Source organism: Sphingomonas naphthae, assembly GCF_028607085.1.
In the GTDB taxonomy this organism is placed as follows: Bacteria; Pseudomonadota; Alphaproteobacteria; order Sphingomonadales; family Sphingomonadaceae; genus Sphingomonas_Q; species Sphingomonas_Q naphthae.
This window is the reverse complement of record NZ_CP117411.1, coordinates 1292124-1308539: the sequence shown is the minus strand read 5'-3', so window position 1 is coordinate 1308539 and position 16416 is coordinate 1292124. Positions and strand designations below refer to the sequence as shown.

General features: G+C 68.2%; 14 protein-coding genes and 2 tRNA genes. 10 read left to right on the top strand and 6 right to left on the bottom strand.

Translation table 11 applies throughout. The features are described from left to right. Window positions 1–109: 109 nt before the first annotated feature. Window positions 110–2206, bottom strand: coding sequence for a malate synthase G (locus tag PQ455_RS06170; RefSeq protein WP_273690152.1), 2097 nt, complete (start codon window positions 2204–2206; stop codon window positions 110–112). Window positions 2207–2310: 104 nt separating this feature from the next. Between PQ455_RS06170 and PQ455_RS06165 the strand changes: the two genes are divergently transcribed. Together PQ455_RS06165 and PQ455_RS06160 are read left to right on the top strand one after the other, a co-directional pair. Continuing rightward, on the top strand, window positions 2311–3222 hold the full coding sequence (locus PQ455_RS06165) for a LysR family transcriptional regulator (protein ID WP_273691271.1): 912 nt from the start codon (window positions 2311–2313) through the stop codon (window positions 3220–3222). An 80-nt stretch (window positions 3223–3302) separates the two neighbouring features. Then, the gene (locus tag PQ455_RS06160) at window positions 3303–3680 is read left to right on the top strand and encodes a Rieske (2Fe-2S) protein (protein ID WP_273690151.1); all 378 of its coding nucleotides are present in this window, start codon (window positions 3303–3305) and stop codon (window positions 3678–3680) included. Between the two features lie 66 nt (window positions 3681–3746). Here the strand turns inward: PQ455_RS06160 and PQ455_RS06155 are convergent. Both PQ455_RS06155 and PQ455_RS06150 read right to left on the bottom strand, forming a co-directional pair. Continuing rightward, window positions 3747–3822: transfer RNA gene (locus tag PQ455_RS06155), tRNA-Ala, on the bottom strand. Between the two features lie 97 nt (window positions 3823–3919). Further along, complete coding sequence (locus tag PQ455_RS06150; protein ID WP_273691269.1) at window positions 3920–4231, bottom strand: TIGR02300 family protein; 312 nt, start codon at window positions 4229–4231, stop codon at window positions 3920–3922. Window positions 4232–4339: 108 nt separating this feature from the next. Between PQ455_RS06150 and aroA the strand changes: the two genes are divergently transcribed. From aroA to PQ455_RS06110, 8 genes are all read left to right on the top strand, one after another. Beyond that, window positions 4340–5680, top strand: coding sequence for a 3-phosphoshikimate 1-carboxyvinyltransferase (gene aroA, locus PQ455_RS06145; protein WP_273690149.1), 1341 nt, complete (start codon window positions 4340–4342; stop codon window positions 5678–5680). Between the two features lie 133 nt (window positions 5681–5813). Then, on the top strand, window positions 5814–6449 hold the full coding sequence (gene cmk, locus PQ455_RS06140; RefSeq protein WP_273691268.1) for a (d)CMP kinase: 636 nt from the start codon (window positions 5814–5816) through the stop codon (window positions 6447–6449). Window positions 6450–6635: 186 nt separating this feature from the next. Next, window positions 6636–8360 (top strand): 30S ribosomal protein S1, encoded by a 1725-nt coding sequence (gene rpsA, locus PQ455_RS06135; protein WP_273690147.1) that lies wholly within the window; start codon window positions 6636–6638, stop codon window positions 8358–8360. A gap of 228 nt (window positions 8361–8588) precedes the next feature. After that, a complete protein-coding gene (ihfB, locus tag PQ455_RS06130) occupies window positions 8589–8873 on the top strand; it encodes an integration host factor subunit beta (protein ID WP_273690145.1) in 285 nt (94 codons plus the stop codon). Window positions 8874–8930: 57 nt separating this feature from the next. Further along, window positions 8931–9016, top strand: a tRNA-Leu gene (locus PQ455_RS06125). Between the two features lie 16 nt (window positions 9017–9032). Then, window positions 9033–10544 carry a peptide ABC transporter substrate-binding protein gene (locus PQ455_RS06120; RefSeq protein ID WP_273690144.1) on the top strand — a complete coding sequence of 504 codons (1512 nt, stop codon included), beginning with the start codon at window positions 9033–9035 and terminating at the stop codon, window positions 10542–10544. Further along, the gene (locus PQ455_RS06115) at window positions 10541–11893 is read left to right on the top strand and encodes an ABC transporter substrate-binding protein (RefSeq protein ID WP_273690142.1); all 1353 of its coding nucleotides are present in this window, start codon (window positions 10541–10543) and stop codon (window positions 11891–11893) included. Before PQ455_RS06120 ends, PQ455_RS06115 begins: the two co-directional genes overlap by 4 nt. A gap of 111 nt (window positions 11894–12004) precedes the next feature. Beyond that, window positions 12005–12445 (top strand): DUF4112 domain-containing protein, encoded by a 441-nt coding sequence (locus PQ455_RS06110; RefSeq protein WP_273690141.1) that lies wholly within the window; start codon window positions 12005–12007, stop codon window positions 12443–12445. A gap of 26 nt (window positions 12446–12471) precedes the next feature. Here the strand turns inward: PQ455_RS06110 and PQ455_RS06105 are convergent, their stop codons facing one another. The 3 genes from PQ455_RS06105 to nadA are packed head-to-tail and all read right to left on the bottom strand — an operon-like array spanning window position 12472 to window position 16306. Continuing rightward, a complete protein-coding gene (locus PQ455_RS06105; RefSeq protein WP_273690140.1) occupies window positions 12472–13008 on the bottom strand; it encodes an NADPH-dependent FMN reductase in 537 nt (178 codons plus the stop codon). Window positions 13009–13018: 10 nt separating this feature from the next. Then, window positions 13019–15253, bottom strand: coding sequence for a S9 family peptidase (locus PQ455_RS06100; protein WP_273690139.1), 2235 nt, complete (start codon window positions 15251–15253; stop codon window positions 13019–13021). Between the two features lie 54 nt (window positions 15254–15307). After that, the gene (gene nadA / locus PQ455_RS06095) at window positions 15308–16306 is read right to left on the bottom strand and encodes a quinolinate synthase NadA (protein WP_273690137.1); all 999 of its coding nucleotides are present in this window, start codon (window positions 16304–16306) and stop codon (window positions 15308–15310) included. Window positions 16307–16416: the final 110 nt, after the last annotated feature.

The window sequence follows — 16416 nt, the reverse complement described above, 5'->3', positions numbered from 1 at the left end:
CAATCCTGCCCTACCCGTTCGCCCCGAGCGAAGTCGAGGGGCGTGCCCCACGCGCATCGCCCGCCTCCCATCCCTCGACTTCGCTCGGGACGAACGGAAATTTACGCGATCAGCCCTGCTTCACCTTCGCGCGATAGGCGTGGAGGAGCGGCTCGGTATAGCCGTTCGGCTGGGTGACGCCATCGAACACCAGGGCGCGTGCAGCCTGAAAAGCCAGGCTCTCCGCCTCGCGCCCGGCCATCGGCTGGTAGAGCGGGTCGCCGGCATTCTGCGCGTCCACCTTGGCCGCCATCCGCGTCAGCGCGGCATCGGCCTCGGCCGGGGTGCAGACGCCGTGCAGCAGCCAATTGGCCATATGCTGGGAGGAAATTCGCAGGGTCGCGCGATCCTCCATCAGGCCGACATCGTGGATGTCGGGCACCTTGGAACAGCCGACGCCCTGATCGACCCAGCGGACGACATAGCCCAGGATGCCCTGCGCGTTGTTGTCCAGTTCCTGCGCGATATCCTCGGGCGACCAATTCTGGCCGTGCGCCAGCGGCACCGTCAGGAGCTTCTCCAGCGCCGCGATCGGCTCGGCCTTGCGCTCCGCCTGACGCGCGAAGACGTCGACCTCGTGATAATGGGTCGCGTGCAGGGTCGCGGCGGTCGGGCTCGGCACCCAGGCGGTGTTGGCCCCGGTCTTGGGGTGGCCGATCTTCTGCACCAGCATGTCGGCCATGCGATCGGGCGCCGCCCACATCCCTTTGCCGATCTGCGCCTTGCCGGAAAGACCGCAGGCCAGACCGATCTGGACGTTGCGATCCTCATAGGCGGCGATCCAGTCGCTCGCCTTCATGTCGCCCTTGCGGAGCATCGCGCCGGCCTGCATCGACGTGTGCATCTCGTCGCCGGTGCGATCGAGGAAGCCCGTGTTGATGAAGACGATACGGTCCTTCACCGCCGCGATGCACGCCGCCAGATTGGCCGAGGTGCGCCGCTCCTCGTCCATCACACCGACCTTGACGGTAAAGCGGGGAACGCCGAGCAGGTCCTCGATCGCATCGAACAGGCGGTTGGTGAAGGCCGCCTCGTCCGGCCCGTGCATCTTGGGCTTCACGATATAGACCGAGCCCTCTACGCTGTTGCGATAGCGGCCGAGCCCCTTCAGGTCGTGCAGCGCGATCAGGCTGGTGACGATCCCGTCGAGAATACCCTCGGGCGCCTCCGAACCGTCCGCCAGCAGCACGGCCGGCGTCGTCATCAGATGGCCGACGTTGCGGACGAACAGCAGGCTGCGGCCCTTGAGCGTCAGGGTCGAACCGTCGGGCGCCGCATAGCTGCGATCGCCTTCCAGCGCGCGGGTCATGGTCACGCCGCCCTTCTGGAAGCTCGCCTCCAGATCGCCCTTCATCAGCCCTAGCCAATTGGCGTAGGCCGCGACCTTGTCGTCCGCATCCACCGCCGCGATCGAGTCCTCCAGATCCACAATCGTCGAGAGCGCGGATTCCAGGATGACGTCGGCGATGCCGGCCGGATCGTCCTTGCCGATCAGATGGCCGTGATCGATCACCACCTCGATATGCAGGCCGTTGTGGCGGAACAGATAATTGGCGCCCGCGCGGCCGACGAGCTGCGCCGGATCGGCCAGCACCGGCTCGCCGGCCAGATCGGCCCAGCTGCCCGACGCCAGCGGCACCGCCTTGTCGAGGAACGCCTTGGCCCAGGCGATCACCTGCGCGCCCCTTGCCGGATCATAGCCCTTGCCGCTGGCCGTGCCCGGCAGCGCATCGGTACCGTAGAGCGCATCATACAGGCTGCCCCAGCGCGCATTGGCGGCGTTGAGCAGGAAGCGGGCGTTGAGCACGGGCACGACGAGCTGCGGCCCGGCCATCGCCGCCACTTCCGGATCGACGCCGCCGGGCGCGACCGCGAAGGGCGCGGGCTCGGCGACGAGATAGCCGATCTCGCGCAGGAAGGCGGTGTAATCGGCCATGTCGATCGGCTTGCCGGCGCGATCCTTGTGCCACGCGTCAATCTTCGCCTGAAGATCGTCGCGGACGGCCAGCAGCGCGGCATTGTCGGGCGCGAAACGGGCGAAGATGTCGGCGGTGCCGGCCCAGAAGGCGTCGGCGGTGAGGCCGGTGCCGGGCAGCGCCTGCTCCTCGATGAAGCGCACGAGAACCGGCGCGACCTTCAATCCGTGCTTGTCGATCCTGTCGGTCATGCGGGCTCTCCTGTCCTATACTGCGGCCTCATCTAGCGATGCGGCATTTCTTGCGTTAGATCGCAAATGTTCAAGGCTTTTTATCTGTGAGAGAAACAATCGCGATGGATGCGGAATATGCCCTGTTCGTCGCCATCGTGGACAGCGGCAGCCTCACCGCCGCCGGGCGCAGCTTCGGCCTGTCGCCGGCGATGGTGTCCAAGCGGCTCGCCCGGCTGGAGGCGCGGCTGGGCGCGCAGCTCATCACCCGCACCACCCGCCGGCTGGCGACGACCGACGTGGGCCAGACCTTCTACGACGACGCGGTGACCATCCTCGCCGCGACCCGCGCGGCCGAGGCGCGTGTCGCCGGCCGCGCCGAGACGCCGGCGGGACGCTTGCGGGTGGCGGCGCCCACCTCCTTCGGCCGCCTGCATATCGCGCCGCACATCGCGGGCTTCCTCGCGCATCATCCGGCGGTGCGGCTGGAACTGGAGGTGTCGGACGATTTCGTCGATCTGGTCGGCGACCGCATCGATCTGGCGATCCGCATCGGCCCCGAGCCCGAGGCCAGCCTCGCCTCCACCCTGCTGTGCCCCAGCCCCCGCGTCCTCTGCGCCGCCCCGGCCTATCTGGCGGCGCACGGCGAACCGCAGACATTGCTCGATCTCGATCGCCACGCGCTCCTCGTGGCCTCGCACCAGACGCCGTGGCGGCTGACCGGCAGGCAACGCTTCGAGCTGCTCCCGGTCGACAGCCGCGTCCGCACCAATTCCAGCGAAGTCGTCCGCGAACTGGCCCTCAGCGGTATGGGCATCGCGCTGCGTTCCCTGTGGGACGTGAGCGACGACCTGCGCGCCGGCCGCCTCGTCCGCGTCCTCCCCGAATGGCAGGGCGACATCGCCACCTCCATCTACGCCGTCCACCCCCGCTCCACGCTGACCTCGGCCAATGTGCGGGCGTTCGTGGCCTATCTCGGGGAATTGTACGCGACCCCGCCGTGGATAGCGCCGCCCACGCCTACGCCCCCGCGATGATCGAGCGCCGCGAATTGACAGGAGCGGGCCGGCCGACCGACCTTATGGCCCGATCGAGAGGCGGCGGAGCGACCCGTAGCATGAACAAGCCCCCGACCCGCGTCTATGCCACCCCGCCCGGCCTGCCGCTCGGGCCGGTCGATCAGATCGCCGACGGTGCCGCCAGATCCTTCGCCGTGCCGGTCGGCGACGGGCGCTTCCATGGCTTCATCGTCCGCATGGGCGAGGCGATCCACGCTTATGTCGATCGCTGCCCGCATGTCGGCATGCCGCTGGCGATGGAGCCCGACGATTATCTTACGCCCTCCGGCCGGCTGATCGGGTGCAGCTGGCATGGCGCGGTGTTCGCGATCGATACGGGCCGGTGCCTCGACGGGCCGTGCGCCGGCCTGTATCTGACGCCATGGCCGGTTTCCATCGTGGACGGCGACATGGTCACGGCCGGCCCCGAAACGTGACACACCGAAAGGCGCCCGCCAGCTTGACGCGCGCCCTGCGATTCACACTTCGTTGGAATGGAGGGTTGGTGGAGCCGTGGGGGATCGAACCCCAGACCTTCGCAATGCCATCGCGACGCTCTCCCAGCTGAGCTACGGCCCCAAACCCTTGGTCGATCCACCTGGGAAGGTGCCTTGATTCGAGGCACCGTGTGGACCGGAGCGCGGCCTCTATGTCAGGCCGCGCTCCCTTGCAAGCCTCAATTTTCGTCTTCGTCGCCGGCCGTATCGACACCGATATCGTCGTCGCCGCCCAGGTCGACATCATCGTCCGGGGAGGGCTCTTCCTCCTCGTCGATGTCCAGATCCTCGGCCAGATCGCTGTCGTTCTTCTCGACCACTTCCTTCTTGGGCGCGTCGAACGGCATCGGCTGCTTGGACTTCAGGACGGGCTCCGGCTCCCAGATGGCGCCGCATTCGACGCAGGTCACCGGGTCTTCCTTGCCCAGATCGTAGAAGCGGGTGCCGCACTTGGGGCACTGCCGCTTGGTGCCCCATTCAGGTTTCACCACGGTTGATAGCTCCAGATAAAAGGGAGGATGCGCGACGGGACAATGCCCCGCCACGAAGCGGTGCGCGCCTTGCCATAGCGGGGGGCCGCTGTCAAAAGCCGCCGCTTCATGGCCCATGCAACCCCCTCCCCCGCCGCCTTCCGGGCGACCGCCGGCCTTTCCGGCCGCATCACCGTGCCCGGCGACAAATCGATCTCCCACCGATCGCTGATGCTGTCCGCCCTCGCCGTCGGCACCAGCCGGGTCGAGGGGCTGCTGGAGGGCGAGGACGTGCTGGCCACCGCCGCCGCGATGCGGGCGATGGGCGCCACGATCACGCGCGACGACGATGCCGTCTGGACGATCGACGGCGTCGGCGTCGGCGGCCTGCGCCAGCCCGCCACCGCGCTGGAAATGGGCAATTCGGGCACCTCGACCCGCCTGCTGCTCGGCCTGGTCGCGAGCCATGCCATCACCGCCACCTTCACCGGGGACGCTTCCCTCTCCAAGCGGCCGATGGCGCGGGTGACCGATCCGCTCTCGCTGATGGGTGCCGAATTCACCACCAGCCCCGGCGGGCGGCTGCCGCTGATGGTGCGCGGCCTGTGCCCTGCCATCCCGATCGACTACCGCCTGCCGGTCGCCTCGGCGCAGGTTAAGTCGGCGATCCTGCTGGCGGGGCTCAACACGCCCGGCATCACCCGCGTGATCGAGGCCGTGCCCACCCGCGACCATAGCGAGCGGATGCTGACCGGCTTCGGCGCGGCGTTGACGGTGGAAGAGGATATCGACGGCACCCGCACCATCGCCATCACCGGCGAGGCCGAGTTGCGCCCGCAACAGATCGTGGTGCCGGGCGATCCGTCGTCCGCCGCTTTCCCGGTGGTCGCCGGGCTGCTCGTGCCGGGATCGGAGATCGTCGTCGCCAACGTCGGGCTCAATCCCACCCGCGCCGGGCTCTATACCGTGCTGCGGGCGATGGGCGCGTCGATCGTGCCGGAAGACGAGCGCGAGGTGGGCGGGGAGCCTGTCGCCGACCTTCGCGTTAGCCATTCGGTGCTGCGTGGCATCGATGTTCCGCCGGAGATCGTCCCCAGCATGGTCGATGAATTCCCCATCCTGTTCGTCGCCGCCGCGCTGGCCGAGGGCCGCACCGTGATGCGCGGGCTGGAGGAATTGCGCGTGAAGGAATCGGATCGGATCGCGGTGATGGCCGAGGGGCTCCGCGCGATCGGCGCCCGCGTCGAGGAGTTGCCCGACGGGCTCATCATCGACGGCACCGGCGGGGAGCCGCTGGCGGGCGGCGCGACCGTCGCGGCACACCTCGACCACCGGATCGCGATGAGCTTCGCGGTGGCCGGGCTGGTATCGTCGGGCACGGTGACGATCGACGACATGGCGCCTGTCGCGACCAGCTTTCCGGGTTTCGCGACGATGATGGCCGATCTGGGCGCCGAGGTGGTGGCGTGACGATCCCTATCCCGCTTGCACCCGTTCGCCCTGAGCGCAGTCGAAGGGCGTGCCCCAAGCGCTGCGCCCAGCCTCCCGTGCTTCGACTTCGCTCAGCACGAACGGGGATTGGGATGGGAACCGTGATATGACCATCGTGATCGCCGTCGACGGCCCCGCCGCGTCGGGCAAGGGCACCATCGCCCGCGCGCTGGCGACGCATTACGGCCTGCCACATCTCGACACGGGCCTGCTCTATCGCGCCGTCGGCATCGGCGTGCTGCGCGCCGACGCGGACCCGGCCGACGAGGCCGCCGCGCTCGCCGAATGTGGCTTCTCCGACGCCCTGTTTCACGATCCGGCGCTCAAGTCGGAGGCGGCCGGCCGCGCCGCATCGATGGTGTCGGCCCATCCGCAGGTGCGCGCGGCACTCCTCGCCCGCCAGCGCGATTTCGCGGCGCAGGCGGGCGGCGCCGTGCTCGATGGGCGCGATATCGGCACCGTCATCGCGCCCGACGCCTCGGCCAAGCTGTTCGTCACCGCGAGCGCGCCGATCCGCGCCGATCGCCGCCACCGCGAACTGGTGAAGCTGGGCCTCGACGTGCAGTTCGAGCATGTCCTCCACGACATCCAGGCACGCGACGAACGCGACTCCAGCCGCTCGGCCGCGCCCCTCGTGATGGCCGACGACGCGGCCTTGCTGGACACGACCGATATGGGTATAGACGACGCCGTCCAGCGGGCGGTCGCGCTCGTGGAGGCACGGATCAGGACAGCGGCAAACGACTGACCTGGTGGCGCGCGGCATTTGCCGACGCGCCTTTTTCGTTATCCGATCGAGGATAATGTTCCGACGCCCCTGCGAACGTGCCTGCACGCGGGATGCCGCCCCGGCATTCGGCCGCGACGGCACTTCGGCCAAAGACCACCGGAGACAACCGGTCGGCCGGAAACAGACGCAAGGAACCCTCTTTTTATGGCCACTGCGCCCAACCCCACCCGCGATGATTTCGCGGCCCTCCTGAACGAGACGCTCGGCGGCGAGAACGAAGGCTTCGAAGGCCGCGTCGTCAAGGGCACCGTCACCGCCATTGAGAACGACATGGCCGTGATCGACGTCGGCCTGAAGTCGGAAGGCCGCGTTGCCCTCCGCGAATTCGCCGCCCCCGGCCAGAAGGCCGATCTGAAGGTGGGCGACGAGGTCGAAGTGTATGTCGACCGTGTCGAGAACATCCACGGCGAAGCGATGCTCTCGCGTGACCGCGCCCGCCGCGAAGCCGCGTGGGACAAGCTGGAAGGCGAATTCTCGCAGACCGCCCGCGTCGAAGGCGTGATCTTCGGCCGCGTGAAGGGTGGCTTCACCGTCGACCTGAACGGCGCCGTGGCCTTCCTGCCCGGTTCGCAGGTCGATATCCGCCCGGTCCGCGACGTGACCCCGCTGATGGACATTCCGCAGCCCTTCCAGATCCTGAAGATGGATCGTCGCCGCGGCAACATCGTCGTGTCGCGCCGCGCCGTCCTGGAAGAGACCCGCGCCGAGCAGCGTTCGGGCCTGATCCAGTCGCTGCATGAGGGCCAGGTGATCGACGGTGTCGTCAAGAACATCACCGATTACGGCGCCTTCGTCGATCTGGGCGGCATCGATGGCCTGCTCCACGTCACCGATCTCAGCTACAAGCGCGTCAACCACCCGTCCGAGATGATCAACATCGGCGACACGGTGCGCGTGCAGATCGTCCGCATCAACAAGGACACGCAGCGCATCTCGCTCGGCATGAAGCAGCTCGAGAGCGATCCGTGGGAAGGCGCCTCGGTCAAGTATCCGGTCGGCGGCAAGTTCCATGGCCGCGTGACCAACATCACCGAATATGGCGCCTTCGTCGAGCTGGAAGCCGGCATCGAGGGTCTGGTCCACGTCTCCGAGATGAGCTGGACCAAGAAGAACGTCCATCCGGGCAAGATCGTCTCCACCTCGCAGGAAGTGGACGTGGTCATCCTCGAGGTCGACGCCGAGAAGCGCCGCATCTCGCTGGGCCTGAAGCAGGCGCAGCAGAACCCGTGGGAGGCCTTCGCCGAAACCCACCCGATCGGCTCGGAAGTCGAGGGCGAGGTCAAGAACGCCACCGAATTCGGCCTGTTCATCGGCCTGGACGGCGACGTCGACGGCATGGTCCACATGTCGGACATCGCCTGGGGCGTCACCGGCGAGGAAGCTCTCGCGCTGCACCACAAGGGCGAGACCGTCCGTGCGCAGGTGCTGGACATCGATGCCGAGAAGGAGCGCATCTCGCTCGGCATGAAGCAGCTTGAGCGCGGTGGCGTTTCGACCGGCGGTGCCGCCGGCGGCGCGTCCTCGGGCAGCGGCGTCAACAAGAACCAGATCGTCACCGTCACCGTCCTGTCGGTCGGCGATGCGGGTCTGGACGTGCAGGTCGGCGACGACGGCGCGACCGGCTTCATCCGCCGTGGCGATCTCGGCCGTGACCGCGACGAGCAGCGTTCGGAGCGTTTCCAGGTCGGCCAGAAGTTCGACGCGATGGTCACCGGTTTCGATCGGTCCAAGAAGCCGACCTTCTCGATCAAGGCGATGCAGCTGGCCGAAGAGAAGCAGGCCGTGCAGCAGTACGGCTCGTCCGACTCGGGCGCGTCGCTGGGCGATATCCTCGGTGCGGCCCTCAAGGCCCGCAACGAAGAGCAGTAAGAATCACTGACGTTGCCGATCGTGCATTTGCACATCGGTAGCAAAGTGAGGCACTTGGGACGCGCGGAGCCTGCCGGCTTCGCGCGTCTTAACTTTTGTTACGCTCACGTGAGCGCGTGGCTCTTGATATCGCGCTGCAAAAACGTAAGCGTTGCGTAACGATGTCGCACCCGCCGGGTGCGGCCTGGCGTCGCTTCCCCGGTGGACGGGGTGGTTTTTGGGGGATGTATGATCCGGTCCGAACTCGTAGCCCGGCTGGCGAGCGAGCATCCTGACCTTTCCGGGCGGGAGATCGAGCAGATCGTCTCGACGATCTTCGCCACCATCACCGATCGGCTGGCCGCCGGCGGGCGCGTGGAATTGCGCGGCTTCGGCACCTTCTCGACCCGCGACCGCACCGCCCGCACCGGCCGCAACCCGCGCACCGGCGAAGCCGTCGCGGTGGACGCCAAGCGCGTGCCCTATTTCAAGCCCGGCAAGGAAATGCGCGCCCGCCTCAACGTCGAGGGCTGATCGGCATCCTTTGGGGTTGACCGCTCCCGGCCATTCGGGCCTTTGGCCGATCATGGAGCGGACGTGGCGAAACCGGTAGCCGCAGCGGACTTAAAATCCGCTTCCCCATGGGAGTGCGGGTTCGAGTCCCGCCGTCCGCACCATCGCGCTGCCGCGATGATGCTGCTCCTCGTTCTTACCGCCTGTGGCCATCAAACGGGCGAGGGCCGCGATCCGGCGGTGCTGGTCCGTCTGGCCGACGACGAGGCCAAAAGCCTCGATCCGCAGAAGGCGTCCGATCTCGCCTCGATCCGGCTGGCGATCGACCAGTTCGAAGGGCTGACCCGCGTGTCCGCCGCCGGTCTGCCCGAACCGGGCCTTGCCAGCAGCTGGAGCCCCTCGGCCGACGGGTTGAGCTGGCGCTTCCGCCTGCGCCCCGGCCAGACCTTCTCCGACGGCACACCGATCACCGCCGCCAGCTTCGCGGGCAGCTTCCGGCGCCTCAACGATCCCGCGACCGCCTCGCCCAACGCGGCGCTGTTCAAGTCGGTCGCGGCCGTCGAGGCGGCCGGGGACAGCGTGGTCGTGCGCCTCAAGGCGCCCTTCCCGGCCCTGCCCGCGCTGCTCGCCCAGCCCGCCATCGCCGCTTTGCCGCTTCACCGCATCGCGGCGGCGGGCGACGGCTGGACGAACGAGCGGCCGCTCGTCACCTCGGGCGCCTATCGGCTCGACAGCTGGACGCTCAACGATGCGATCCGCCTGAGCCGCAACCCGCGCTGGCAGGGGCCGGGCCGGAGCTTCGCGACGATCCTGTGGCGTCCCGTCGCCGATCGGCTGACGGCGCTGCGCATCTTCACCGCCGGGGAGGCCGACACCACCGCCGATTTCCCCTCGACCCGCTATGCTGACCTCCAGCGCGAGCGCCCCGCCGCGCTGCATGTCGCGCCCTACAACGGCAGCTATTATTTCGCTTTCAACACGCGCCTCCCGCCGTTCGACGACGGGCGGGTGCGCCGCGCCCTCTCGATGGTGGTGGATCGTCCGAAGATCGCCGGGCGGCTCGTCGGCATGGGCACGCAGCCGGCATGGGGCCTCGTGCCGCCCGCCGTCGCCGGCCTGCCCGCCTATCGCCCGGTCTGGGCCGACTGGAGCGAAGTCCGCCGCCTCGCCGCCGCCCGCGCGCTGCTGGCGCAGGCGGGCTACGGCCCGCGCCACCCGCTCGCGTTCGACATCCGCTACAACAGCGATGCCGAACATCGCCGCATCTCGGTGGCGCTGGCCAGCCTGTGGAAGCCGCTGGGGGTCGAGGCGCGGCTGCTCAACAGCGAGGCGTCGCTCCACTTCGCGAGCATGCGGCGCGGGGATTTCGATATCGCCCGCTCGGGCTGGATCGGCGATATCGACGCGCCGGAGAATTACCTCGCCGTCCACCGATCGGATGCCGGCGCGGTCAGTTACTCAGGCTACGATAGCCCCGCCTATGACACCGCGCTCGATGCCGCGCTGGCCGAGCCAGACCCCGCCCGGCGCCGCCTGAAGATGCGCGCGGCCGAGGCGATCCTGATCGAAGATGCGCCGATCCTGCCGATCGACCATTATGTCAGCCGCGCGCTGGTCAACCCGCGGGTCGGTGGCTGGATCGACAATCCCGCCAACCTCCACCCCAGCCGAACCCTGTGGCCGCGCGGATGAGGCGGCTGCTTCCCCTCGCGCTGCTGACGCTGGCGGGCTGTGGCGAGCGCGCGCCGGAGGGGCCGATCGACGTGAGCGTGATCGGCAATGTCGGCGAATTGCCCAGCCCGGTTCGCGCGCCGATCGACGCCGCGACGGGTTTGATCCTCGGCTCGATCGCGCAGGGGCTGGTGCGGCTGGACGCGACCGGGCAGATCGAGGCGGGGCTGGCGGCGCGGTGGGATGTGTCGGACGACGGCCTCTATTACACCTTCCGCATCGCCGACGGCGCCCCGATCGACGCCGAGGAAGCCGCCCGCCTGCTCCGCCGCGCGATCGACCGGCGCAGCGACAATCTGCTGAAGCCCGTGCTGGGCGCGATCGAGGAGATCGTAGCGGTCACGCCCGAGGTGATCGAGATCCGCCTCTCCGCCCCCCGCGCCGACATGCTCCAGTTGCTCGCCGCGCCCGAAATGGCGCTGGCGCGGCGCGGCGAGGGCGGCGGCCCCTTCCGGCTGGAGAAACGCGACGGGCCGCGCTTCCGCCTGCTCCTGCCGCAAACCCCCGCGACGCCCGACGCCGATGCCGAGCCGCCCCCGCCCAAGGTGGTCACGGTCCATGCGGAATGGGCGTCGAAGGCGGTGGCACGCTATGTCGCGGGGCTCGGCAGCTTGGTCACCGGCGGCACCTTCGCCGATCTGCCGCTGGTGGCGGCCGCCGAGGTGGATGCGCGGCAGCTGCGCTACGACCCCGTCCACGGCCTGTTCGGCCTGCGGGTGATGCGCGGATCGGGCTGGCTGGGCGACCCCGCCAACCGCCTGCGCCTGTCGCGCGCGATCGATCGCGCCCGCATCGCCCGGCTGATCGGCGTGCCGAACCTGGCGCCGGTGGCGATCGCCGGCGGGCCGCCGACGGCCGGGGCCGCGCCCGCACCCGAGGAGCCGCTCAGGATCGCTCTGCCTCCCGGTGCCGGCGCCCGCCTGCTGTTCCGCCAGCTACAGGCCGACTGGCGGCGCATCGGCGTGGCAGCCGAGATGACCACGCTCGACGATTCCACCGCCGACATCCGCCTGATCGACGAGGTGGCGCCGACCGAGGCCGAGGACTGGCCGATCGCCCGCTTCGCCTGCGCCTCGTCGGGCGCCGCCCCGTGCAGCGCCGACGCGGATAGCGCGCTCGACACCGCCCGTACTGCGCCGTCACCCGAGGCGCGGGCGCAGGCTATCGCCGATGCCCGCGCCGCGCTCGATGCCTCCGGCCTGTTCATGGGCCTGACCCAGCCGGTTCGCTGGTCGCTGGTGAACCCGGCGCTGACCGGGTGGCAGGAGAATGCGCGGGGCGCCCATCCGCTGGATCAGGTGGGGCGCTAAACACTCCAACGCCCGTTCGTCCTGGACGTAGTCGAACGGCGAACGGCATGAAAAAGGGCCGGACGGGAACCTTCGCCCCCGCCCCGCGCTCCGGCAGGAAGGAGACCCATCATGGCCGTTTCGCCCCAGCCGTTCGATCGCTTCACCGACAGCCTGCCCGGCCTCGGCCGCGATGCCCCCTCCGTCCGCAAGCGGGTCGAGGCGATGGAGAGGCTGATGGAGCGTGGGTTCACCGTGCCGGGCACCAAACAGCAGTTCGGGCTCGACGTGATCCTCGATCTCATCCCCATTGTCGGCCCGATCGTGGCCGCTGGCATGGGCGCCTATATGGTGTGGGAAGCGCGCAACCTCGGCATGTCGAAATGGCAGATGGCGCGGATGGGCGGCAATGTCGGCGTGGATGCGCTGCTCGGCGCGCTGCCGTGGATCGGCGCCATCCCCGATTTCTTCTTCCGATCGAACACCCGCAATCTGCGCATCATCCGCCGCCATCTCGACAAATATCATCCCGGCACGGTGACGATCGACGCGGGGACGGCGCTGCGGCGCTGAGGTTTACCCACTGCTTCGTCGGCCGACTATCCCACCCAGGCCGCGAACTTGTCGACGAAACCGGCCAGGAATTTGGCGGTCTTCTCATTGCCGATGCCGCCGTCGGGCGCGAACGTATCGTCCTTCACGCTCAGATACAGCTCCGGCTGGCCCATCAGCGCCATGCCGAGCGTTACGATCGTGGTGCGCAGCGCCGCCTGCGCCACCGCCGTGCCGACCGCGCCCGGCGAGGCGCCGGCCATCGCCGCCTTCTTGCCAGGCCACACGCTCTGGCCCATCGGCCGGCTGCCCCAGTCGAGCGCGTTCTTGATCGCGGCGGGCATCGAACGATTATATTCGGGCGTGACGATCAGCACCGCGTCGGCCTTGGCGATCGCGGCCTTGAACGCCGTCACCGCCTCGGGCGGATCGGCCCACAGATCCTCGTTGTAGAGCGGCAGTCCGCCGATCTCGACGATCTCCATCGCCAGCTTGCCCTCGCCGAGAAACATCAGCGCCTCGGCAAGCTTGCGGTTGAGCGACTCCCGCCGCAGCGATCCGACGAGGACGGCGACCTGCTTCATGCCCGCCGCCTCACTTCTTCACATGCACGTCGAGGAAATTCTCGATCGTCTTCCACACATGGGTCTGCGCGCCCTCCCCGCTGACGCCGTGGGTCTTGCCGGGATAGACCATCATCTCGAACGGCACCTTGGCCTCCTGCAACGCCGCGTAGAAGGCGGTCGAATTCTCGAACACGACATTGTCGTCGGCCATGCCATGGATCATCAGCAGCGGGTCGCGGATCTTGGTGGCGTCGGCCAGCGCGTTCGACACCTGATAGCTCCTGAGGTCGGTGCGCGGATCGCCCAGAAAGCGTTCGGTGTAATGCGTGTCGTACAGCGTCCAGTCGGTCACCGGCGCACCGGCGATGGCGGCGGCGAACACGCCCGGCGCCTTTTGCAGCATCTTCAGCGACATATAGCCGCCGTACGACCAACCATAGGTCGCGATCTTCGCGCCATCGACGAAGGGCTGCGTCTTGAGCCATTTGGCCGCCGCCACCTGATCGTCCACCTCGACCGTGCCCATCGCGTGCCAGATCTGCTGGCCGAAGGCGACGCCGCGATTGGCCGAGCCGCGATTGTCGATCTGGAAGAAGATCCACCCCTTCGACACGAGATATTGCGCGATCGGCGACATCCAGCCGCGCGACACGGTCTGCGAACCGGGTCCGCCATAATGCTGGAAGAACACGGGATATTTCTTCCCCGGCTCCAGCGCGGGCGTGATCATCTGCCAGTGGAGGACCGAGCCGTCCGCCGCCTTCATCGTGCCGAACTGGCTGGGGCGATGCTGGGCGAGATAGGGGTAATATGGGTGGCCGGCGACGACCTTGTTCTCGTTGATCCAGGCGATCATCTTGCCGCGATTGTCGGCCAGATAGGTCTGGGTCGGCTGGTCCGGGCTGGATCGGCTCATCAGCATCCGCGTCGCCGACCGGTCCATCGAGGCCGAGGGCGAACGCGCCGTGCCGTAGGACCAGTCCTTCTCACTCAGCCGCGTGATGCTGCCCGGCCGCTCATAATCGAGCGTGTAGACCTGCCCCTCGAGCGGGGTCTCGCGATTGCCGGTGAACCAGAGCTTCTTCTCGTCCTGATCCAGGCCGATGATGCCCTGCACCTCCCAGGCGCCCTTGGTCAGCTGGGTCCATTTGCCCGCCGCATAGCGATAGAGATGGCCATGGCCGTCGCGCTCGGACCACCAGATCAAACTGTCGTCGCGCAGGATGCGCAGATCGTCCGACAGGGTGATCCAGCTTTTCGGCTTGGCGGTCTCGGTGAACAGCAATGTGGACGCGCCCGTCGCGGGATCGACCTTGAGCATGTCCAGCCTGGTCTGCGCGCGATTCTCGCGCTGCACATAGAGCGCCTTGCCGCCCGGCCCCCAATTCACCCGCGCCAGATAAATATCGGTGTTGGTGCCGAGATCGACCTTCACCCGGCCGGTGCCGTCGGGGTTCATCAGCCACAGCTCGACCACCGCATTGGGCGTGCCCGCCGCCGGATAGCGCTGGTCGAACACCCGCGTGCCCTTGGCGCCGATCGACGCGCGCGAGACGACCTTGACCGGCGCCTCGTCGGTGCGCTGCACGGCGATGCGGCCGTCGGTGGGCGACCACCAATGGCCGGTGTAGCGATCCATCTCCTCCTGCGCGACGAACTCGGCGGTGCCCCAGGTGATGGTGCCCTGCCCGTCCTTCGACAGCTGGCGCTCGGCGCCGGTCGCCAGATCGATCACGTAGAAATTCTGGTCGCGCACGAACGACACGAACTTGCCGTCCTGCGAGACCTTGGCGTCGATCTCGGTGGCGGGCGTGTTGGTCAGGCGGCGGACATTGCCGTCGAGCGTGGCGAGATAGAGGTCGCCGTCCAATGGCACGAGGATCGACTTGCCGTCGGGCGCCCAATCATAGGCGGTGATGCCGCGCGTGCCGCCGATGCGCAGCCGCTCGCGCCGCATCTTCTCTGCCTCCGACACGTCCGCGCCGGAGCCGACCTTGGCGCTGTCCACCAGCATCCGCCGGTTGGCGGTGTTGGCGGTGTCGATCGCCCACAGATCGTAGCGATCCTTGTCGCTGTCGCGCGGCAGCAGCAGGGTCACCATCTTGCCGTCCGGCGACAGGCGCAGCCCGCGCGGCGTCGGCCCGGAGAGTGACGGGCTGGCGAACACCCGGTCGAGCGTGAGCGGCTCGGCGGCGGCGGGGGTGGCGGAGAGGCTGGCGGTCATGGCGATGGCAGCGGCGGCGAAGCCAAGGATACGGTTCATGGGCGCATGTCGTACCCGCGACGGCGCGCGATGCCAAGCCGGGCGCGGGCGCCGTCAGTCCCCCGTCACCTTCACGCCCAGATCGCCCATCCCCACCGTGCCGCTCGCCATCGCCAGCATCCGTTCGAGCGGCTTGCGCGCGCGATCGATCGTGTCGGCGTCGAGTTCGATGCGGGGGGTCATGTCGCGCAGCGCGATGTAGAGCTTCTCGATCGAATTGAGCGCCATGTACGGGCACATGTTGCAGTTGCAGTTTCCGTCCGCGCCCGGCGCGCCGATGAAGGTCTTGTGGGGGGCGGCCTTTTCCATCTGATGGATGATGTGCGGCTCGGTCGCGACGATGATCGTCTGCGCCGGTGACGACAGAGCGAAATCGAGGATCGCGCGGGTCGAGCCGATCTGGTCGGCATGATCCAGGATATAGGCCGGGCATTCCGGATGCGCCGCGACCGGCGCGTCCGGATGCAGCGCCTTCAGCTTGAGCAGCTCGGTCTCCGAAAACGCCTCGTGGACGATGCAGGCTCCCGGCCACAGCAGCATGTCGCGCCCGGTCTTGCGGTTGAAATAGGCGCCGAGGTTCTTGTCGGGCGCGAAGATGATCTTCTGGTCCATCGGGATCTGCGAGAGGATCTTCTCGGCCGAGGACGAGGTGACGATGATGTCGGAATGCGTCTTCACCGCCGCCGAGCAATTGATGTAGGTCAGCGCTATATGATCCGGGTGGGCGGCGCGGAAGGCGGCGAACTGCTCGGGCGGGCAGCTGTCCTCCAGGCTGCACCCGGCATCCATGTCGGGCAGGATCACGGTCTTTTCCGGGCTCAGGATCTTGGCCACCTCGGCCATGAAGCGCACCCCGCAGAAGGCGATCACATCGGCATCGGTGGCCGCCGCCTTGCGGCTGAGATCGAGGCTGTCGCCGACGAAATCGGCCAGATCCTGGATCGCCGGCTCCTGATAATAATGCGCGAGGATCACGGCGTTGCGCTCCTTGCGGAGGCGATCGATCTCGGCGAGCAGGTCGAGGCCGGCGAGGCCCCCGGTGGCGATCGTCACTGTCTCAGGTCTCCGCGAGGGTGCGGCGGGGGCCGCAATGCTGCATGGCGGGCGATATGGCGTGTCGGGGGCGGATGATAAAGGGCAAACCCCATTCGTCATTGCGAGCG